The organism is Streptomyces sp. NBC_01537, assembly GCF_045040445.1.
In the GTDB taxonomy this organism is placed as follows: domain Bacteria; phylum Actinomycetota; class Actinomycetes; order Streptomycetales; family Streptomycetaceae; genus Actinacidiphila.
Genome location: NZ_CP109392.1, coordinates 3,646,715 through 3,666,804, shown reverse-complemented (window position 1 = coordinate 3,666,804; position 20,090 = coordinate 3,646,715). Strand labels below are relative to the sequence as shown.

General features: G+C 68.9%; 21 protein-coding genes and 1 pseudogene. 9 read left to right on the top strand and 13 right to left on the bottom strand.

Features of this window, described 5'->3' with window-relative positions; genetic code table 11:
• Positions 1-40 precede the first annotated feature (40 nt).
• Positions 41-631 carry a hypothetical protein gene (locus OG607_RS16705; RefSeq protein ID WP_405723965.1) on the bottom strand — a complete coding sequence of 197 codons (591 nt, stop codon included), beginning with the start codon at positions 629-631 and terminating at the stop codon, positions 41-43.
• Between the two features lie 160 nt (positions 632-791).
• On the opposite strand from OG607_RS16705, the gene OG607_RS16700 reads away from it, so the two are divergent.
• From OG607_RS16700 to OG607_RS16690, 3 genes are read left to right on the top strand one after another with little or no spacing between them, the layout of a single operon-like run.
• Positions 792-1,127 (top strand): WXG100 family type VII secretion target, encoded by a 336-nt coding sequence (locus tag OG607_RS16700; RefSeq protein ID WP_405723964.1) that lies wholly within the window; start codon positions 792-794, stop codon positions 1,125-1,127.
• 53 nt (positions 1,128-1,180) lie between these two features.
• Positions 1,181-2,125: a PE-PGRS family protein gene (locus OG607_RS16695; RefSeq protein ID WP_405723963.1), complete on the top strand. Its 945-nt coding sequence runs from the start codon at positions 1,181-1,183 to the stop codon at positions 2,123-2,125.
• 21 nt (positions 2,126-2,146) lie between these two features.
• Positions 2,147-2,545 (top strand): hypothetical protein, encoded by a 399-nt coding sequence (locus tag OG607_RS16690; RefSeq protein ID WP_405723962.1) that lies wholly within the window; start codon positions 2,147-2,149, stop codon positions 2,543-2,545.
• A gap of 36 nt (positions 2,546-2,581) precedes the next feature.
• Here the strand turns inward: OG607_RS16690 and OG607_RS16685 are convergent, their stop codons facing one another.
• Complete coding sequence (locus tag OG607_RS16685; RefSeq protein ID WP_405723961.1) at positions 2,582-5,986, bottom strand: S8 family peptidase; 3,405 nt, start codon at positions 5,984-5,986, stop codon at positions 2,582-2,584.
• Between the two features lie 288 nt (positions 5,987-6,274).
• Between OG607_RS16685 and OG607_RS16680 the strand changes: the two genes are divergently transcribed.
• Positions 6,275-7,288 (top strand): LacI family DNA-binding transcriptional regulator, encoded by a 1,014-nt coding sequence (locus OG607_RS16680; protein ID WP_329313250.1) that lies wholly within the window; start codon positions 6,275-6,277, stop codon positions 7,286-7,288.
• A 225-nt stretch (positions 7,289-7,513) separates the two neighbouring features.
• On the top strand, positions 7,514-10,825 hold the full coding sequence (locus tag OG607_RS16675) for a S8 family serine peptidase (protein ID WP_405723960.1): 3,312 nt from the start codon (positions 7,514-7,516) through the stop codon (positions 10,823-10,825).
• A gap of 65 nt (positions 10,826-10,890) precedes the next feature.
• Here the strand turns inward: OG607_RS16675 and OG607_RS16670 are convergent, their stop codons facing one another.
• Together OG607_RS16670 and OG607_RS16665 are read right to left on the bottom strand one after the other, a co-directional pair.
• A complete protein-coding gene (locus tag OG607_RS16670; RefSeq protein WP_405723959.1) occupies positions 10,891-11,637 on the bottom strand; it encodes an SCO6745 family protein in 747 nt (248 codons plus the stop codon).
• A gap of 99 nt (positions 11,638-11,736) precedes the next feature.
• On the bottom strand, positions 11,737-12,504 hold the full coding sequence (locus OG607_RS16665; RefSeq protein WP_405723958.1) for a peptidoglycan recognition family protein: 768 nt from the start codon (positions 12,502-12,504) through the stop codon (positions 11,737-11,739).
• Positions 12,505-12,639: 135 nt separating this feature from the next.
• Between OG607_RS16665 and OG607_RS16660 the strand changes: the two genes are divergently transcribed.
• Positions 12,640-12,930 carry a hypothetical protein gene (locus tag OG607_RS16660; protein ID WP_405723957.1) on the top strand — a complete coding sequence of 97 codons (291 nt, stop codon included), beginning with the start codon at positions 12,640-12,642 and terminating at the stop codon, positions 12,928-12,930.
• A gap of 26 nt (positions 12,931-12,956) precedes the next feature.
• Here the strand turns inward: OG607_RS16660 and OG607_RS16655 are convergent, their stop codons facing one another.
• Positions 12,957-13,160: a hypothetical protein gene (locus OG607_RS16655; RefSeq protein WP_405737503.1), complete on the bottom strand. Its 204-nt coding sequence runs from the start codon at positions 13,158-13,160 to the stop codon at positions 12,957-12,959.
• Here OG607_RS16655 and OG607_RS16650 point away from each other — a divergent pair.
• Positions 13,150-13,392: a zinc ribbon domain-containing protein gene (locus tag OG607_RS16650; protein ID WP_405723956.1), complete on the top strand. Its 243-nt coding sequence runs from the start codon at positions 13,150-13,152 to the stop codon at positions 13,390-13,392. The genes OG607_RS16655 and OG607_RS16650 overlap by 11 nt on opposite strands.
• Positions 13,393-13,411: 19 nt before the next feature.
• Here the strand turns inward: OG607_RS16650 and OG607_RS16645 are convergent, their stop codons facing one another.
• Both OG607_RS16645 and OG607_RS16640 read right to left on the bottom strand, forming a co-directional pair.
• Entirely contained in the window at positions 13,412-13,816 is a 405-nt protein-coding gene (locus OG607_RS16645) for a hypothetical protein (RefSeq protein WP_405723955.1), read from the bottom strand.
• A gap of 113 nt (positions 13,817-13,929) precedes the next feature.
• On the bottom strand, positions 13,930-14,325 hold the full coding sequence (locus OG607_RS16640; protein ID WP_405723954.1) for a hypothetical protein: 396 nt from the start codon (positions 14,323-14,325) through the stop codon (positions 13,930-13,932).
• Positions 14,326-14,605: 280 nt separating this feature from the next.
• Here OG607_RS16640 and OG607_RS16635 point away from each other — a divergent pair, with 280 nt between their 5' ends.
• The gene (locus OG607_RS16635) at positions 14,606-15,232 is read left to right on the top strand and encodes an SMI1/KNR4 family protein (RefSeq protein ID WP_405723953.1); all 627 of its coding nucleotides are present in this window, start codon (positions 14,606-14,608) and stop codon (positions 15,230-15,232) included.
• Between the two features lie 740 nt (positions 15,233-15,972).
• Here OG607_RS16635 and OG607_RS16630 read toward each other — a convergent pair.
• The 6 genes and pseudogenes from OG607_RS16630 to msrA form a co-directional block, all read right to left on the bottom strand.
• On the bottom strand, positions 15,973-16,389 hold the full coding sequence (locus OG607_RS16630) for a hypothetical protein (protein ID WP_405723952.1): 417 nt from the start codon (positions 16,387-16,389) through the stop codon (positions 15,973-15,975).
• An 82-nt stretch (positions 16,390-16,471) separates the two neighbouring features.
• Positions 16,472-16,933, bottom strand: a complete 462-nt coding sequence (locus tag OG607_RS16625; protein ID WP_405723951.1) for a hypothetical protein — start codon at positions 16,931-16,933, stop codon at positions 16,472-16,474.
• Positions 16,934-16,939: 6 nt separating this feature from the next.
• Positions 16,940-17,034, bottom strand: a pseudogene (locus tag OG607_RS16620) (peptide-methionine (S)-S-oxide reductase); the annotation flags it as partial.
• Positions 17,035-17,160: 126 nt separating this feature from the next.
• Positions 17,161-17,388, bottom strand: coding sequence for a hypothetical protein (locus OG607_RS16615; protein ID WP_405723950.1), 228 nt, complete (start codon positions 17,386-17,388; stop codon positions 17,161-17,163).
• A 41-nt stretch (positions 17,389-17,429) separates the two neighbouring features.
• Positions 17,430-17,783, bottom strand: coding sequence for a DUF6247 family protein (locus tag OG607_RS16610; RefSeq protein WP_405723949.1), 354 nt, complete (start codon positions 17,781-17,783; stop codon positions 17,430-17,432).
• Between the two features lie 91 nt (positions 17,784-17,874).
• Complete coding sequence (msrA, locus tag OG607_RS16605; RefSeq protein ID WP_405723948.1) at positions 17,875-18,531, bottom strand: peptide-methionine (S)-S-oxide reductase MsrA; 657 nt, start codon at positions 18,529-18,531, stop codon at positions 17,875-17,877.
• 267 nt (positions 18,532-18,798) lie between these two features.
• On the opposite strand from msrA, the gene OG607_RS16600 reads away from it, so the two are divergent.
• On the top strand, positions 18,799-19,962 hold the full coding sequence (locus OG607_RS16600; RefSeq protein ID WP_405723947.1) for a cystathionine gamma-synthase: 1,164 nt from the start codon (positions 18,799-18,801) through the stop codon (positions 19,960-19,962).
• The last annotated feature ends 128 nt before the right edge of the window (positions 19,963-20,090 follow it).

Here is a 20,090-nt window from a genome sequence, read left to right as displayed (position 1 = left end):
ACGGGGCTTCCGGCCTGCGTACGGTCCAGAAAGGCCGGCCCTACAGCCAGGCGATGCCGCCGGCGACGGCGAACAGCAGGGCCCCGCCGCCACCGGCCAGGTAGAGCGTGTTGAGGAACCTGTCGAACCATGTCCCCTTGATCTTCTCCTCGGCCTCCTTGGAGGTCGGCCCGCCCCACTTGCCGAACGAACAGCCGGTGACGAGGCAGAACAGCCCAAAGGCGAAGACGGCGAGCATGACGAACGCCCCGGCCATGGTGAGCAGCGCACGGGTCCAGCCCGGGAACTGGTAGTCGCCGCCGGACTGCTGCACCGAGAGCTCGGTACCGATCCGCTGGTCGTCGCTGACGCGGACCACGGCGGCCGTGTCCATCGCACCGCCCCCGTCCGCCACGAACGTGCCGGTGCAGTCGTAGTCCCGGTCCTGGAGCTGCCGGCTCCTCCTGCTGCCGTGATTGGCGACGAACGAGCACCGCTCAACGGTCAGCGTTCCGTGCGTGCCGATGAACCCGGTCTCGGACAGGGACTGCTGCACCCAGACCGTGGAGAGCAGCAGCCCGGCGACGACGAGGAGAAGCCCCGTCCCGCGCCCGGCGGCGAAGCGCTTCCACCTTTGGGTGACTTCTCCCATGACCGACCGGCCCCTTCTCCCGTGAATTACGACGTCGCAGGACGTTACCCGACCGGCTGAGGAGGGACTGTGGAGAGAACGGGGAGGGGCTGACGAGGCGTTGGGGCGCTTCGCGCGTCGCCATAGGATGCGGCTTCTGATCTTTACGCAGGGGGACGAAATGACAGCCCAGCAGTTCCGGACCGACCCGGACTCGCTCAGGTCCGCCGGTGAGTCCTTCCATGACCTCGGCTGGGACTTCAGCGCCGCCGCCGCGCGCCTGAAGGACACCCTCGACGGCCTCGAAAAGCCATGGGGTGAGGACGACTTCGGCGAGATCGTGTCCACGGTCCACGATCCGATCAAGCAGGGCATGGACGAGTCGATGCCTTTCCTCGGCAGTGAGCTGACGAAGATCGGCGAGTCCCTCAAGGCGATGGCCGACAACTACCAGCGCAGTGACGTCGAGGCCGTGACGTACATGGGCACGCTGAACGCCCAGCGCCCAACCCTCTGAACCACCTGAACCATCTGAACTGTCCTACGGGGGACCGACACACGATGTCATTGATGCTGCCCGGCGAAGTCGCCTGGGTTCTCAACCTGCTGGGCTACGACTGGCCCGAGGCCGACGAGAGCAAGATCATGGAAGCCGCCGGTGCGTGGCGTACCTTCGCCGAGGAGGTCGCACAGCTGGAGGCGCGAGGCGTCACCACTGCCGGGCAGGTCATCTCGTCCAACTCCGGTGACGCGGCCGACAGTTTCGCCGAGGCCTGGCGGCAGTTCAGCGACGGCGGTGACGGCTATCTGTCCGATGCCCGGCAGACCGCCGAGTTCATCGCCGTCGCGCTGGACGGCGTGGCCGTCGAGGTCATGATCGTCAAGGCCATGGTCATCGCCCAGCTCATCGCGCTGGCCTTCGAGTTCGCCGCCGCCCAGGCCGCCGCGCCCTTCACGTTCGGGCTCTCCGAGGGCGGACTGCTGGCCGCCACGCAGGCGGCCCGTATCGCCGTCCGCGAGCTGCTCATGCGACTGCGGCGGGTGATCGCCGAGAAGGTCACCCAGATCGCCGAGAAGGCCTCCGTCCAGGCGATCAAGGACCTGGTCCGCAACTTCACGCGCGACCAGGCGAAGGCTCTCGCGAAGCGCGGGGCCACCGAGGTCGGCAGGCACGTCCTCAAGCCGATGCTCCAGGACGCGGTCAAGGACGGTGCCAAGGCGGTCGCCCAGGACACGGTCAGGCAGGGCATCGACATGCACTACGGCCAACAGAAGGGCTACGACGTGGGCGCGGCCGGATCCGCGGGGCTGACGGAGGGCGCCAAGCAGTTCACGGAAACCGGGAACTACGTGGAAAAGGCGACCGAGCCGCTCACGGAGAAGGTCACGGAACGCGTCAGCGGCCGCAGCCACGAGGCCACGGGCACCGGCGAGGACGCCACCGGCGGCGACGGCACCGGCGACGGCGGGAACACCGGCCGTACGCAGCGCGCAGTCCGCGCGGTCTTCGGCTGACGGGGAGAGGACACAGTGGGCATGGCAGAGGAAACAGAGTTCCACGACGCGGCCCTGGACCCCGGGCAGGCCGCCCGGTTCACCCGCACCCTGCGCAAGGTCACCGAGAGCGGCGTCGGGGGTCCCGACCTTCAGGACCTGGCGCGCAGGCTGCTGTCGGGGCGGATGGAGCTGGGGGACGTACTGGACAGCCCCGCCGGGGCGCGGGCGCTGGGCGCCGGGCTGGATCCGCTGCGGTCGAAGTGGGAGGCACTGCCGGAGCAGGAGCGGCAGGCCATCCGGGACGAGCGGCCGGGGCCGGAGGAGACCAGGGAGCCCGGCCGGGACGGCCGGGAGGGCGCGGGGCCGCGCGGGCGGCGGCCGCGCGGGCAGGCGCCGTCGTCGGGGCCGCGGCACGGGGGCGGCTGGTCGGCGTACTGAGCGCTTCGCGCCCAGTACGCCGACCGCCACGCGGGGCTACTTCGCCAGGTACGCGTTGTAGATGACCTGGGAGAGCGTGTTGCCCTTCTTGTCGGTGACGTTGGCCTTGAAGGAGACGCCCTTGCCGGCCTTGGGGTTCTTGACGGTGACCTTGCCGCCGCGGACGGTGAGCCTGGTCCATTGCGAGCCGCCGTCGAAGGAGACGTAGACCTTCAGGGACTTCAGGTTGCGGCCGGCGGCCGAGCCCAGCACCTTCACCGGGACCTTGACCGTGGCCTTGGCCTTGGAGGTGCTGGCCGTGGTCAGCGCGGGGCTGAACTTGACCGCTGAGGCGGGCAGTTGGGTCAGGGTGGAGGTCTTCTTGGAGGTGAAGGTCCAGGCGGCGGTGACCCTGGTGGAGACGGTCGCGACGCCGCTGCGGGTGAGGGAGGTGGTGAGCCGGTAGTTCTTCTTGCCGGAGGCGACGGTGAAGGGCTCGCTGTCCCCGGTGAGGGGGTCGGTGCTGGAGCCGACGTTGACGCCGTTGGCGTAGAGGACGGTCTTCGCCTTGTCGTACGTGGTGCCGCCGGTGAGGCCGGAGCCGTCGGCGAGCAGCGGCAGGAAGCCGTAGAGCTGGTTGCCGGTGCGGAAGATGCCGAAGTCCTTGCTGACCTTCGGGCCGAAGACGCCGACGTTGAAGGTCTTGGCGTAGGTCTTGCCGGCCTTGTAGACGGAGTTGGCGGTGGTGTAGTCGGCCTCGAAGTCGCCGGCGCTGTTGAGCTGGATGAACTCGAAGGACCACTTCACCGAGCCGCCGCCGTTGACGTACAGCGTGTAGTTGTACGGCAGCTTGTGAGTGAAGGCGATGCCGCTGCCGCCGTAGCCGGTGTCGCCCATGACGAAGAGCAGACCGGACTTGTTCTTGGCGGAGGTGCCGAGCCTGATGCCGAGCTTGGCGAGCTCGGAGGCCTTGGCGTGCTTGGTGTAGCCGGTCGCGAGGGTGGTCTTGCTGCGGCCGTACGCCAGGTTGTACTCGGTCTTGCCGTGGGTCCAGGTGCCCCCGTAGGTCTCGTGCAGCTCGCCGGGGGCGGCGGCGGGACCGAGGTGGGCGGTGCGGAATCCGGCGTACGAGTCGAGCCACCAGCCGAAGCCGGCACCGGTGTTGCCGACGGTGACGCTGAAGTCGGGCGAGGCGAACTGGGAGACGGCCGCGGTGTCCGGGACGGTGATGTCGATCGGCTTGCCGGTGCGGGCGTCGAGGGTGAGGTCGGTGTCGCCGGACATCACGAGGTTGGGGTCGTTGATCCAGTCGGCGCCCTGCCAGGTGTTGCCGTCACCGACGATGACGCTGCCGCTGAGGACGTAACGGCCCTTGGGTACCCGGACGGTGACGGTGCCGCTGGCGTCGTAGGGCGCGGAGAAGAGGCCGGCGCCGTCGCCGGTGAGGCCCTGGAGCAGGGCGCTGTAGTTGCCGGTGGCGGTGCCGCTGCGGTCGAGGGCCTTGATGGTGAGGTTGTAGGACTCGACCTCGCGGGTCACGGCGGCCGCCGTGCGGACCGTCTGCCCGTCGGCGGCGGTGGCCACGACGTACGCGCTGTAGGCGCCGTTGACGTCGCCGCCGAGGGTGGTGTCCACCGTGAGGTCGGCCGTGGCGGTGCCGTGGGCCGGGACGGTGACCTTGTCGGCGGAGAGGGCGAAGAAGCCGTCGGGGGCGGCGCCGCCCTTGGGGCCGGTGCCCTTGGCGGTCAGGTCCAGGACCACATCGGCGTCACCGGAGTTGGTGTAGGTGACCGTTTTGGTCTGCTTGGGGTCGTCGGTGTGCGGCCACTGGGCGAGGCCGTAGCTGAGGGAGACCGGGTCGGCGGTGACCGTCTGCTTGATCGCCTTGGTGAGGTCGACCTGGCCGGTGCCCTGCTGGAAGGGGTTGTAGCCGGCGCCGCTGTCGGTGGTGGCCCCGGTGAGGGTGGCCTTGATCTGCCGGCCGGTCCAGTCCGGGTGTTCCTGGGCGAGGATGGCGGCGGCGCCCGCGACATGCGGGGTGGCCATCGACGTACCGGAGATGGTCAGGTAGCCCGGGGCCGGGTGCGGGACGCCCGGGTCGGTGTCGATGATGGTGCCCGGGGCCGCGGCGGCGGTGATGTCGACGCCGGGGGCGGTGACATCCGGCTTGATGGCGCCGTCGCCCACGCGCGGGCCGCGCGAGGAGAACGAGGCCAGCTTGGAGTCCTTGTCGACGGCGCCGACGGTCAGCGCGGCGTCCGCGCTGCCGGGGGAGCCGACGGTGGAGTCCCCGAACTCGCCCTCGTTGCCCGCCGCGATGACGAACAGCGTGCCGGTGTCGGCGGACAGCTTGTTGACCGCTTCCTCGATCGGGTCGACACCGGGGGTGTCGGTGCCGCCGAGGCTCAGGTTGGCGATCTTCGCGCCGGAGGCGGCGGCCCATTCGAGGCCCGCGATGATGCCGGCGTCGTCGCCGTAGCCGTCGTCGTCCAGGACCTTGCCGCTGATGAGCGTCGCGCCCGGGGCGACGCCCTTGTAGTAGCCGCCGGAGGCCGCGCCGGTGCCGGCCGCGATCGAGGCGACGTGGGTGCCGTGACCGAAGTGGTCGTCGACGTTGTTGGCGGCCCCGAAGTTCTTCTCGTCCACGACCTTGGCGCCGTTCAGGTCCGCGTGGTCCTTGTCGACGCCGGTGTCGAGGATGGCGATCTTCACACCGGTGCCGTCGAGGGAGGGGTTCTGGGCCCATGCCGTCGGGGCGCCGATCTGGGTGCGGCTCCAGTCGACGTCGGACGCCTTCTGGATAGCGTCCAGCCACACCGTCTCCAGGCCGGACTCGGCGGTCGCGTAAGGCGTCCCCGCCGCCGGCTCGTTGGTCAGCGCCTTCCACACCCCGGCGGCGTCGCGGTCCGGCGTGCTGACCGCCTCGCCGCCGAGCCGCTTGTAGGTGTGCGTGACCCGGGTGCCGTCGGCGGCGTGCAGCTCGGCCCTGGCCTCCGGCTTGCCGCCCTTGTACGTGACGATGAAGCCGAGGCCCCTGGCCTGCGCCTTCACGTACTCGGCGCGGCTCAGTGTGGTGACGTCGAAGAGCCGGCGGTCGACCCGGCCCTTCTGGATCAGCTGGGTGGCGTCGAGCGGTATCGCGTAGGTGTGCCCGTTCAGCGTCTGTATCTGTACGGGTATGTGCTCACGGCCCTTGGCGTGCCGGATGGCGACCGGCTTGCCCTTGGCGTTCACGCCGACGCGGTCACCGGTGATGAGGGTGATCCAGGTCTTCGCGCTGCCCTTGGGCGCGGTCGCGGTGAGCGTGGCCTGTCCGGCGGTCCGGCCGGTGGTCTGCCGGGTGGTCTGCCCGGTCGTCTGTCCGGTGGCTGCCTGCGAAGGGGCGATGGCTCCGGCGGTCAGTGCCGCCGCGACCCCCGTTGCGAGCGCGATCGCGCTCGCCTTTCTCCGTAATGCGCGCAACTTTTCCCCTGGTGTCTGTGTCTGGACACACGAGAGCTGTGGTCCGAGGCGCGCGCACGCGATGTTCCCCCACGAGCGATCCCCCTCGCCCAACCCCCGTCGATTGCATACCGAGTATGTAGTCGGCCCCCGTGATTCACAACAGACTCACAGCCAACTCCTAACCGGAATCAGCCACTTGGGAAGTGAACCCGACACAGTTGAAGCGCTTCGACTCTCCTCTGGACAGCCGCCCCGGAGCGGGTCTACGGTCAGGTGTCGAAGCGCTTCACTGGATGGAGAATCTGGATGGTCACGCTCGCCGAGGTCGCCCGGCACGCCGGAGTCTCCGCCAGCACCGTGTCGTATGTCCTCAGCGGCAAGCGGTCCATCTCCGAAACCACGCGGGCACGGGTCGAGCAGAGCATCCAGGAGCTCGGCTACCACCCGCACGCGGGTGCCCGCGCGCTGGCCAGCAGCCGTTCGAACATCATCGCGCTCATGGTGCCGCTGCGTACAGACATGTATGTACCTGTGATGATGGAGATCGCCATCGCGGTGGCCACCACCGCCCGCCAGTACGGATACGACGTGCTGCTGCTCACCGGCGAGGAGGGCCCGCAGGCCGTCCGCCGGGTCGCCGCCAGCGGGCTCGCCGACGCGATGATCGTCATGGACGTCGAGCTGGAGGACGAGCGCATCCCCCTCCTCCAGGCCTCCGAGCGGCCCTCCGTACTCATCGGCCTGCCCGCCGACACGGCCGGTCTCACCTGCGTCGACCTGGACTTCGAGGGCACCGGCGCGCTGTGCGTCGACCACCTCGCCGACCTCGGCCACCGCGACATCGCCGTCATCGGCGAGGCCCCGGCCGTCTACCAGCGGCACACCGGCTTCGCCGTGCGCACCCTCCAGGGGCTGCGCGCCGGCGCCGCCGCCCGTGGCCTGCGGCTCATCCACCGTCCCTGCGAGGGCAGTTACGAGTCCACGGCCGGCACCATCTCGCGGATCTTCGAGGAACGGCCGGATACCACCGCTCTGGTCGTGCAGAACGAGGCGGCCATAGGGCCGCTGCTCGCGCTGCTGCGCCAGCAGGGCCGGGCGGTGCCGGAGGACGTGTCGGTGGTCGCGGTCTGCCCCGAGCCGGTGGCCACCCAGTCCGCACCCCAGCTGACCTCGGTGGCCATCCCCGCGCAGCAGATGGGACGGGGTGCGGTGGAGCTCGTCATCGCCAAGCTGGAGGGCGGTCTCAAGGAGGAGCTCCGGCTGCTCGCCCCCGAGCTGACGGTCCGGGCGAGCAGCGGTCCGGCCCCTACGGGACTGTGACACGTTGTTGACAGTGTGACTATTGAGGTTCTCAGATCGTGTGAAGATACTGAGAATCATCATCGGGGTGTCGGTGGGGGGCTTCGCCCGCGGGGGAATTTTCGCGTACGCGCGCCTCGGAAACCACTGCTCCCGCGTGTCCAACAGCAGACACCAGGGGACAAGTTGTACGCAGGATGGAAGAAGGCGAGCGCTGTCGCGCTCGCCACGGGGGTAACCGCGGCAGTGACTGCCGCATTGGCGATCACGCCGGCCGGAGCCGCGTCACCCGCACAGGCGGTCACCGTCTCGAAGGCGGCGGCGGCCAAGCAGGGCAAGGTCACATGGATCACGCTGATCACCGGTGACCGCGTCGCGGTCAACGCCAAGGGCAAGGTGATCGGCATCCAGCGCGGCGCGGGCCGCGCGGACGTGTCGATATCGGTGCGGAAGGCCCAGGGTCACACCTACGTGATCCCGCTCGACGCCGCCAAGCTGATAGCCGGGGGCAAGGTCGACCGCCGCCTCTTCGACATCACGACCCTCAGCCGCGCCGAGTACGTGAAGGCGCAGGCCAAGGGCCTCGGCTACATCGTCACGTACAAGGGCAGCAAGCCGGAGGCCAAGGCCGAGCTGCACGCCGCCGACGGCGCCGAGATCACGCACACCTACAGCAAGCTCAACGGCGAGTCGGTCTCCACCGACCAGCAGGACACCGCAGGGGTGTGGCAGGCGCTCACCAACGAGCCCAAGGGCGCGAGCCAGTACGCCACGGCCGAGTCCGGCCTCAAGACGGTCTGGCTGAACGCGATCCAGAAGGCGTCCGACGTCGACTGGAGCCGCACCCAGATCGGCGCCCCGACGGCATGGGCCCAGAGCCCGTCCCTCGACGGCACCGGCGTGAAGATCGCCATCCTCGACACGGGCATCCGCACCACGCACGCCGACCTCAACGGCGCCAAGGTCGAGACGTCCAAGAACTTCTCCACCGCCGCCACCGCCGACGACAAGTTCGGCCACGGCACCCACGTCGCCTCGATCGCCGCCGGCACCGGCGCGGCCTCCAGCGGCTACTACAAGGGTGTCGCCCCGGGCGCGACGCTGCTCAACGGCAAGGTCCTGGACGACACGGGCTCCGGCGACGACGCCGGCATCCTCGCGGGCCTGCAGTGGGCCGCTGAGAACGCCAAGATCGTCAACCTGAGCCTCGGCGGCACCGACGTCCCCGGCAATGACGTGCTCGAGTCGGCCGTCAACACCCTCTCCGCCCAGTACGGCACGCTGTTCGTCATCGCGGCGGGCAACGAGGGCGACGCCGCCGGCACCATCGGCTCCCCGGGCAGCGCGGACTCCGCGCTCACCGTCGGCGCCGTCGACAAGACCAGCACGCTGGCTGACTTCTCCTCGCGCGGCCCGCGCGTGGGCGACGACGCGGTCAAGCCCGACCTCACCGCCCCCGGCGTCGACATCACGGCCGCCGCGGCCTCGGGCAGCGTCATCGACAAGGAGGTCGGCGAGAACCCGGCCGGCTACCTGACCATCTCGGGTACGTCGATGGCCACCCCGCACGTCGCGGGCGCCGCCGCCATCCTCGCCCAGGAGCACCCGACCTGGAGCGGCGAGCAGATCAAGGACGCCCTGGTCTCCTCCACCACCGACGCCGGCCTCGGCTATACCTCCTTCCAGCAGGGCTCCGGCCAGGCCGACCTGACGAAGGCGATCACCCAGACCGTCACCGCCGACTCGTCCGTGAGCTTCGCCACCGCCTCGTGGCCGCACACCGACGACACCGCCGAGACCAAGACGATCACGTACACCAACACCGGTGACGCGGACGTCACGCTGGACCTCACGGCCAGCGGTACGGACCCGAGCGGCGCCGCCACCCCGGCCGGCTTCTTCACCCTCTCGGCGAACACGGTCACTGTCCCGGCCGGTGGCACCGCCACCGTCGACCTGACGGCCGACCCCAACGCCGACTCCGTCATCGGCTCCTACAGCGGCTACGTCGTCGGCACCTCCGCCGAAGGCCAGACGGTGCGCACCGCCGCCGGCATCACCCGCGAGGTCGAGTCCTACACGCTGACGCTCAAGCACCTCAACCGCAGCGGCGCCCTCACCGAGAACTACATCGACACCATCACCGGTCTCAGCTCCGCCGTCGCCGACCAGTGGCAGTACGTCCTCGGCACCGACCGCGGCGACACCGTCAAGGTGCGGCTCCCCAAGGGCACGTACACCCTGGACAGCGCCCTCGCCACGCTCAACGCGGCGGGCACCGCGGTGACCGGCGAGGACTACATCGTCCGCCCGAAGATCAGCCTCACCGGCGACACCACGGTGACCTTTGACTCCCGTACCGCCAAGGCCCTGAAGGTCAAGGTCCCGGACACCAGCGCCAAGCAGGTCGGCGGCTCGGTCGGCTTCATACTCAGCGACTCCTCCGGCGGCTACGAGAACTTCCTGTACCTGCCCAACTTCACGGGCTTCCGTACCGCGCACAGCGGGGCCGCGCTCAGCGCCACCGCGCTGACGTCCTCCATCAACACCAGCTGGCGGCACGGCAGCAAGGAGTACAACACCTCGGCGGCCCAGACCAAGACGTTCTTCACCGGCTACACCAAGGTCACCAAGGCCGCTGACTACGCGAAGGTCACCACCAAGGCCAACGCCGTCAAGACCGGCACCTACGGCACCGTCCTCACCTACGACGACTACGGCAACGGCGGTCCGGCGGTGCTCACCCTGAGCAAGCTGCCGTACACCCGGTCGGTCTACGTCACCGCGAAGACCTCCACCTGGGGCCAGCTGTTCGTCCAGGCGCCCAAGGACCTCTCCGCCATCCCGGTGGTGTACTCCGCCGCCAACAAGAGGTACACGGCGGGCAAGAGCTACACCAGCTCCTTCAACGGCGGTGTCGTCGGCCCGATCATCACCGCGTCGAACGACAACGGCATCTACCGCACGGGTGACACGATCCTCGGCTTCCTCGGTCTCTTCACCGATGCCGCGGGCCACGTGGGCGGCTCGGACTACGACAAGGCCTCGACGACGATCTACCGGAACGGGACCAAGCTCAAGACCCTCGCCGGCTCGATCGACGACCTCGACGTCGAGTTCACCGTCCCGGCGGGCAACGCCAAGTACAAGCTGACGACCACGGTCACCCGCAGCAGCATCGCGACCGTGAGCAGCAAGATCACCTCGACCTGGACGTTCTCCTCCAAGCACGTCGCGGCCGACGACTTCGTCAAGCTCCCGGCCTCCGTTGTCCGCTACAGCCCGACCCTGACCACCGCCAACACCTCCAAGGCCAAGGCCACGGTCAAGGTGCCGGTCAAGGTCCAGGGCTCGGCCGCGGGCAGCAACCTGAAGTCGCTGACGGTGTACTACTCCGTCAACGGCGGCTCGACCTGGAAGAAGCTCAAGGTCTCCAGCGGCAAGGTGACGCTGAAGAACCCGGCGGCGGGCAAGGGCGTCTCCTTCAAGGCCAACGTCACGGACAAGAAGGGCAACACGCTCTCGCAGATCATCTACAACGCCTACCTCGCGAAGTAGGCGGTAGGCAGTAGGCAGCAGCCGCGCGGCCCCGGACCTGAATCAGGTCCGGGGCCGCACGCCTTCTACGCCAGTGCCGTCAACCGCTCCCGCAGCTCCGCCAGTTCACCCGCGTCCAGCGCTTCCGCCGCCGCCCGGCCGAAGGCCTCGTCGGTGCGCCGGTGTGCCGCCTGCCAGCGCTCGGCCAGGTCCGGGATGCCGGCCGCCCGCTCCAGCAGCGCGTCCGCGTCGGCCTCGGGCCAGCCGGTGCGCAGCAGGCGGCCCCGCCCGCCGGTCGGGTCGACGGTGACGGCGTCCGGCACCCCGACCCCGTACGCGCGCAGCGCCGCGAAGTGCAGGCCGCCGCGCAGCTCGCGCAGCAGCATGACGGCGAAGGCCAGTGCGCCCTCCGGCGACTCCGGCCTGGCCGCCGCCCGCCAGCCCGCGAACAGCGGCAGGGCGCTGGCATCGGTCCGGTCGGTGACCCGGAAGGCCAGTTCGGCGGTGCGCTCGGGCCCGTCGGCGCCGGCCAGATGCCTGGTGCCCCAGGTCTCGATGACCCGGGTGTACGCGGCCACCGCCTCCGCCGTCGTCACCGTGGCCCCCGCCTCGGCCGCCCAGTCGGCGACCCAGGCCGGGAAGATGCCGAAGACCTCCTTCAGCACCACCCCCGACAGATCGCCGACCACGGCCGAGCGCCCCCTGAAATACAGCGCCCTCCCGGGCAGCCCCAGGCGCTTCTCCTCCTCGGCCAGTTCCTCCGAGGTCATGAACTTGGCCCCGACCCACACCACGGCGGCCTCCGTGGCCACCGCGAACTCCGTGCCTGTCACGGATGTCCTCCCCTGTACCAGTAGCAGAACGAGTGTTCCCCATCCTGGCATTGACGGGATCACGACAGGGCTGGTGTCGTGGGACTGCCGCGGCGGACGTCACTTCCGCGCACGTTGTGCCGCCGCCGCCCGGACCGCCGGCAGCCGCCCGTACATCGTCCCGCCCGGGCAGTCCGTCCGCATCCAGTCCCGGTGCCCCTGCAGCGTCGTCACCTCGCGCTTCGCCCCGTTCGTCGGATTCGTGTACGTGATCCGCGCCCTCGGGTCCATCCCGTGGAACCGCGCCATCGCTCCCGCCAGCCGCACCAGCGCCGCCCCCGCCGCCTCGGTCGGCCCCTGCTCCACCAGCGTCCCGAGCAGCGCGATCCCGATGTTCCCCGAGTTGAACCCCGCCACGTGGAAGCCCGTCACCACCCTGCCCTGCCGGTCGTGCCCGGGCAGCCCGTCATTCCCCGACCAGCGGCCCTCGTAGATCCGGCCCGCCTCGTCGATCAGGAAGTGGTAGCCGATGTCCCCCCAGTCATTGGTGATCGCGTGGTGCTCGTAGATCGCCCGCACCGTCGCCGCCGGATCCGGGTCCCCGTTCTGCGTATCCGTGTGATGCACCGTCATCGCCTGCGCCGGCTGGTACACCGTCGGCGAGTTCTCCGTCCCGTCCGCCTTGAACCGCTTCCCCTCATCCGCCCCCCAGGCCGCGCGCGGTACGTACTCCACGTCGTACGCCGCCTCAGCGGCCGCCTTCGGCGCGAACGCGATCCCCGCCGCCACCGCCGCAGCCGCGCCCGCGGCCCCGATCACCCCCCGACGGGACAGCCGGGACGAGAAGCTGACGCTGCGGGCGGCGCGATGCGCGGGAGGAATCCACATGAATCAACCCTAGAAAGATAATCCTTGAAATATCAGGCGAAATGCCGCGATCTCACCCATATGGGTTGCGCCCTTTACCCTCCGGCGAGACGCTGTATACGAGCCCAAGAACCGCTAGCCGGAAGGTTGAGCGCCATGCGCATGCTCCTGACCGCCCGCTTCAACACCGAGGCCTCAAATCATCTCGTCGCCGACGGCACCATGCCCAAGGTCATCGAGGGCATCCTCGAGCACCTCAAGCCCGAATCCGCCTACTTCACCGCCATGGAGGGCGAGCGCACCTGCTTCATCGTCTTCGACATGAAGGAGTCCTCCCAGCTGCCCCCCATCGCCGAGCCCTTCTTCCAGGCCGGCGCCAAGGTAGCCGTCCGCCCGGTCATGAACTTCGAGGACCTGCGGACCGGCCTCTCCCAGTACCCCGGCTGAGCCCTCTCGCCCCGTCTCAGCCCGTCTCACCCGGCCTGGAACTGGAACCGGGTATCCGAATCCACCGGCAGCATCAGGCAGTTCCCGTTACCCGGTGCCCACTGGTCCGGGATCAGGAACACCCGCCCATTCGACTGCGCCAGCAGCCGCAGCCCCCGATAGCGGTATCTGAACTTCGGGAAGATCGGCCGGTTCGAGCCGACCTCCCAGGACTGCTCCGTGTGTGGCATCAAGGACGGCCCCAAACCCCTCCACGTCCGGGAATGGACGTGCAAGGAGTGCGGGACCGTCCACGACCGCGACGAGAGCGCGGCACACAACACTCTGGCCGCCGGACGGGCGGACAGGCTAAACGCCTCGCAGAGCGCAGGTAAGACCAGGGCGAGAATCCCGGCACAGCGTGTTGAAGCAGGAAGCCACCCAGGCGGTCACGCGACCGTGGCAGGAATCCCCGGTGGATAACTAAAGGCCGGGGAGCACGTCAAGACGTGCAGACGTTCTTCAGTTCGGCGGCCGCGTCGTCGATCTTGCTGGAGTCCGGATTGGTGTCGCCGTTCAAAATGGCCTTGTTGTAGTCCTTGATCGCCTCGTTGAGGTTGTCGACCGCCTTGTTGACCTTGCCGTCGTCCGTCTTGTCGCTGATCTTGTCGAGGTTCTTGTCGATGGTGTCGATGGACTTGTCGGTCTGCGTGGGGTCGTTCGCCGCGTCCACGCCGGCCTCATGGATCGCCTTGAGGCTGTCGGCGATCGTGTCGGCGTTCTGGAAGCAGCCCAGTGACTTGTCGACACTGTCGCAGCCGGTGACGAGTCCGGCGGTCAGCGTGACGGCCACTGCGGCGGTGGCGATGGCGGCAATACGGCGTCCACGTCGGCGGATCGCGGTCATGGAAGGGGTCCCTTCATCGATTGGCCTTGCAGGTGACTGCGGGAGTCACCATCGGCTTGTCTTGACGTCAATTGCGGGCTTGCGGGCTTGCGACTTGCGGCTTGCCGTGCAGGTCAGGCGCGGTGCTGGGCCCCGGCCCCGGCCGGCTTCTTGCGGCCCGCGATGAGGCCGCCCGCCGCGCCCAGCGAGACCAGGCTCATGCCGGCGGCGGTTGCGATCCCCTTCACGCCGTCCATGGTGAAGTAGCAGTACGCGGCCACGCCGCCGTTGAACAGGAACAGGAACCAGAGCGTGGACGGCTTCGACAGGAACGCCTTGATCCTCGGCTTCTTCGCGATGCGCGAGCCCGCCAGCATCGAGACGGCGATGCCCGCGTAGGTGGCCACACTCTTCTGCGTGCCGTCCAGGACGGTGCCGGAGGCGGTGCTCGCGGCGAGGCCGCCCACGAAGAACGACCAGAGCAGCAGGTTGGCGACGAACGACTTCACGGCGGCGAGCAGCGACTTCACGGGATTTTCCTTCGGGACGGGGACGCGTAGGTCTCTTTCGATCTCTGCCGACTACGATCCCGTCGCCCGCTCGCCGCCACGAGGGACCGCTCACCCGAATCCGTGGTGTAGCCCGCTACACCATGGCCCCCAGCAGCCGGCTGACCAGCCGTACAGACCTCAGCGACCGTCCTGCCCTTGGTTCTGCATCGAGGGGGTCGGTTGCGAAAGCCCCACGGCCGTCGGTCACGCTTTGAGCCTGGTCAGGGTGAGCAGCCACATTGCTTGGAGGGGCGAGTTCATGGCCGTACATCCCGCTGTTGAGGCACTTCTCAGAATCGTGCCAGCGGATCACGGAGCGGATGAGCAGCTCGACTGGTCGACAGCCGAGGGAACGTTGGGTGCCAAGCTGCCGAGCGATTACAAGTCGTTCATGGCTGTCTACGGCGGTGGGGACATCGGGGAGCTGGGCATTCTGCTTCCGCTCCCTGTCGAATATCCCCAGTGGGATCCAGGCAGCATTAGTGAGCACAGTGAGACCTTGCGTGCTATCTGGGATGAGGAAGGCGGAGTACGCGGTGTTTCCCTGGGCGCGGACGCTGTCCTGGCTTGGGGCACTGGCTGCAATGCGAACGAGATGGGCTGGCTCATGGCCGGCGCGGACCCGGACCGTTGGCCGGTGGTGGTGTGGAGGCGCCACGGCCGACCGCGATGGGCGATGTTCGACTGCGGCATGGTCGAGTTCGTGAGACGGATGATGCTTGCTGAGTTCGACGAGTGCCCACTCAGCGACAAGTCGCTGTGGGGACGCGTCGAACCCTTCGTGCACTGGCGCGAGCAGCAACGCCGGTATCTGGCGGGGCTGGACCCGATGACCGGAGAACCCGATCCCGTGATCCAGGGCTTCCTCGAATGGCCCAAACCTTGACCGAAGGGCGTGCCAGGGCCTCCGGCGCCAAGGAACTACGCCCGCGAGGAGACCGCCCGCTGTGATCGGCTGGCGCTACTCCCGAACGACGCGGCCACCACACAGGGAGATACACACTTGCGGTTGAGCTGAGTCGCCACGACGATGCGGGTATGGCGCTTGACTCCTACGGACAGCCTGCCGTTCGTGGCGAGGGGCCGTTCCAGTTCTTGATCATTGGCGTGTCGGGGGTGACCCCGGACGGTGGCGTTCGCGTCTTCGGTCACCACCGCGCAGGCGCTTGGGAGGACCGACAATCTCTTGAGCTGGTCTATCGCGATGGCGTCGCACACCGCATAGAGCGAGCAGATATGGAACCGCCTCTCAACTCCGTGTGCGCTGCGAGGGGCCAACGGGTGCTTGTCCTCCATGGCTTTCGGGTCGAGCAGGTCCACCGCAACCACTGGGTACGTGCGCAACGCGAAGGTCTGTTGTCAGAGCTGTACGGCACCGAAGTGCAGCAACCACCGCGACCGCAGCCGACCGTCACCGACTCCAGCCAACCGACTGGCCAGCCGAGCATGCATCGTCGACCGACCCGCCTGTAGTTCGGAAATCGGCCGCGGGGCGGTGTCAGTTGGTCAGGTGTCTCATGTGCTGGTCGTCCTCGCTCATGAGCTCTAGCGAGTACCGGAGCCCGAGCTCTTCCAGGACGCCGGCCAGGTTCTCGAAGCCGCCGAACGAGCCGGGCCAAGGCCCGGTCAGTGAACGACCACGCCTGGGACAAGGGCTGCGAGGGCGGATACGAAGCTGCCTACGCCCGCCAGCGTGACGATGGTGGCCTTGCCGTCCGAGAACAGGCCCGCGCAGAACGCGCGAATCTGGCGGCGGAGGATGAGCATCCTTAGCTTCTGCCAGCGGTGCTGCCGGATGTGACAGCCCAAGAGGAGCCCGGACGCGTTGTTGCGGCAACCGTCCTCACGCCCGCGTACCGGTGCACCGCACGTCACGGGTGCCTGGAAGAAGCACCACACGGCCGTGAGCGCCGAGAGCACGATCACCACGGCTGGCCCGGCGGCCGAGTTCACCCATGCTGCTATCAACAGAAAGCCGGCCAGAACGCCCCACCACTGACCCAGGCCGCCGAACGCTTTTGTCCTTGCCCCCGAAATCGCCATGGGGGGATCTGCGACTCGGGAGCCGCGGTCATGCAGGCTGACCCTCACAATGGCTTGATCGCTGCGCAAGCAGGCCGGTTCCTCACGGAACCGGGGTCCTCCGCTTAGTCGTCGTCGATCGGGGCCATGGCGAGAAGGTCCTCGTGGGGTGCGTCGAGCGGGCGGTGGCTGTTTCTACGAGGACCCAGCCCGGCAGTTCCTTGCGGAGGTCGGGCTGGAGATCATCGCTGTCGGGGTCGGCCAGCCGGTACAGCACGTTGAAGGTGGTCTCGCGGGCGATCAGGCGGGCGATCTTGCTCAGGTCCTGCGGGGTGACGCCGAGTTCCAGGGCACGGCCGATGGCGGTGCCCTCTGCGCCTGGGTTCTCGCCGAGAGCACCGACGGATGCCTCGTTCCAGGCTCGGATGTCCTGCGCCAGCCCCCGTAGAAGCCGGTAGCGGGCTACCTGAGGGATGTTTTCGTCAGCTTCCGATTCCGCCCAGACCTGTGGTTCGTCGGCGCCGAGGGCCGCAAGCAGTCGGGTCAGCTTTCGCCTGTCGGCCACTCTGGTTCAGCCGTCGGTCTTGGCTACCCCGATCCGGCAGGACTGGCCCGTGCCGCCGATGCCGCAGTAGCCGGCGGGGTTTTGTCGAGGTACTGCTGGTGGCTGCAGCCTCTGGCATTAACTGCACAAGCGGTATTGCTCCGTGTTCTGTGGGCGGATCTCAAGCGGATCCAGTTGGCATCGACTGGCACGCGGCCCGGACGCTTTGCGCGAGGCCAGGCTCGCGATCACAAACTCTGCACAGGCGGCACAATCCTGACGACGATGATCAACTTTCCTCTGGGGGCGACCAGAAAATAGAACCACCCGCCTGCGGCGTCCATGCGGCGCAGGCCGCCAGGGCGCGGTCCGTTCCCAACGTCTGCAAGGTCGACACCCACGTGGGCGAGTTCGACGAGTTGATCGGCAAGACGCTCAACTTCGGTGACGGTCTCCGAAGGAATGCCATCGGTCACGTGTGCGCAGTCTGGGTCGTACTCCCAGCGCCAGGCATCGTTCACCGCTGTGGCGGGGTGACCGCTGTGTGTGCCTCGTCCAGCATGTGGCCGATCTCGGCAGCGGCGGACCTGGCCTGGGCCGTGTCGCCCGTGGCGGCGGTGTCTTCCAGTTGCCGCAGCCGTTGGGCGAGATGCGGTAGCCGCTGGATGTGTACGTAGGCCGCCCATTGGGCGATGAACCGTCGGAGTGGAAGCAGGTCCGACTCCTGCCGGGCGGTGTCGGCTGCCTGGTCGAGCTCGCGGGTGAAAGCGGGAAGGGCTGCGGGAGCGATCTGGGCGACAGCCTGCCGGAGGGCCGTGACGGTTGAGGGCGGCTGCGGAATCAGTGGCCGCCTGGCGGCAGGGCTGGTCATGGTTTCTCCCATGGGTGAGATCCTGCTCCTCGCGACCACCCTACTCAGCGCAAACTGGCTGCCGCCCTCCGAACGAGTGACCTTCAGCCGGTCAGCCGTCGGTCTTCGCCACGCCGATGGGGCAGGACTGGCCCGTGCCGCCGATGCCGCAGTAGCCGGCGGGGTTTTTGTCGAGGTACTGCTGGTGGTAGGGCTCGGCGGGGTAGAAGGGGCCGGCGGGGAGGATCTCGGTGGTGATGTCGCTGTAGCCGGCGCGGGTGAGGACGGGCTGGTAGGCGGCGCGGGAGGCGTCGGCGGAGGCGGACTGGGCGGGGGAGTGGGTGTAGACGGCGGAGCGGTACTGGGTGCCGGTGTCGTTGCCCTGGCGGAAGCCCTGGGTGGGGTCGTGGGCTTCCCAGAAGACCTTGAGGAGGGCTTCGTAGGAGACGAGGGCGGGGTCGTAGACGACGCGGACGGCTTCGGTGTGGCCGGTGAGGCCGGAGCAGACCTCTTCGTAGGTGGGGTTGGCGGTGTGGCCGCCCTGGTAGCCGACGAGGGTGGTCCAGACGCCGGGGGTCTGCCAGAACTTGCGCTCGGCGCCCCAGAAGCAGCCGAGGCCGAAGTCGGCGATGGCCAGGCCGTCCGGGTAGGGGCCGGCGAGGGGGTTGCCGAGGACGGTGTGGCGGGCGGGGAGGGCGAATCCGGGGGTGGCGCGGCCGGGGAGGGCCTCGTCGAGGGTGGGCAGCCGGGGCGTGCGGCTGAACAGCATGCGGTGCTCCTCCTGGGCGGGACGGATGATGTATCCGGTCAACGTATGGGCGGGGTGGTGGATTCCCCTCAGCGGCTGCGGGCGGCGTTCGCTACGGCGATGTCGCGCAGCCGGCGGATGTACCAGAACGCACTGTGCCCGCAATAGGTGCTGACCTGCGCATTTATCCGCCCGGAAGGCGCCGGGTGTTGCGGGCGTGTGTCGATCCGGGCGTCGGCCCCGGCGGTTGGCGCGCCGCGCCCCACGGCGAGCACTACGCTCGACGGCATGACCGACAGGCACCAGCAGCAGCACCAGAACTTCGAGACCCTCGCCATTCACGCGGGCCAGGCCGCCGACGCGCAGACCGGCGCCGTCGTGACGCCGATCTACCAGGTCTCCACGTACAAGCAGGACGGGGTCGGCGGGCTGCGCGGCGGCTACGAGTACAGCCGTTCCGCGAACCCGACCCGCACCGCGCTGGAGGAGAACCTCGCCGCGCTGGAGGGCGGCCGGCGCGGCCTGGCCTTCGCGTCGGGGCTGGCGGCGGAGGACTGCCTGCTGCGTACGATCCTGGCCCCGGGCGATCACGTGGTGATCCCGGACGACGCGTACGGCGGCACCTTCCGGCTGTTCGCCAAGGTCGCCGAGCGGTGGGGTGTGCGGTGGTCGGTGGCCAACACCTCGGACCCGGCGGCGGTACGGCAGGCCATCCGGCCCGAGACGAAGGCGATCTGGGTCGAGACGCCGAGCAACCCGTTGCTCGGCATCACCGACATCGAGGTGCTGGCGGACATCGCGCGGCACGCGGGCGCGCGGCTGGTCGTGGACAACACCTTCGCCAGCCCTTATCTGCAGCAGCCGCTCGCGCTGGGCGCGGATGTCGTCGTGCACTCCACGACCAAGTACATGGGCGGGCACTCCGATGTCGTCGGTGGCGCGCTCGTCGCGGCCGACGCCGCGCTGGGCGAGGAGCTGGCGTACCACCAGAACGCGATGGGGGCGATCGCCGGGCCCTTCGACGCGTGGCTGGTGATGCGCGGCATCAAGACGCTCGCCGTGCGCATGGACCGGCACAGCGAGAACGCGACCAAGGTCGCGGAACTGCTGCGCTCGCACCCCAGGGTCGAGCAGGTCTACTACCCCGGGCTTCCCGAGCACGCCGGGCACGACATCGCGGTGAAGCAGATGAAGGCCTTCGGCGGCATGGTCTCCTTCCGGGTGGCCGGAGGCGAGGAAGCGGCGGTCGAGGTCTGCAACCGGGCGCGGCTCTTCACGCTCGGCGAGTCTCTCGGCGGCGTCGAGTCGCTCATCGAGCACCCCGGGCGCATGACGCACGCCTCGGCGGCCGGCTCAGCCCTTGAGGTCCCGGCCGACCTGGTCCGGCTGTCGGTCGGCATCGAGTCGGCGGACGACCTGCTCGCGGACCTGCGGCAGGCGCTGGGCGGCTGAGCTGGGGTTTTCGGCCACCTCGCCGGACGGGCTGAATTTCAGCCCGTCCGGCGTTTGAGGACACGCCCGGAGGGCGTTCGGAGTCCAGAGGCAGCGCCCATGGTTGCCTGCGACCTCGGCGGCCGGAG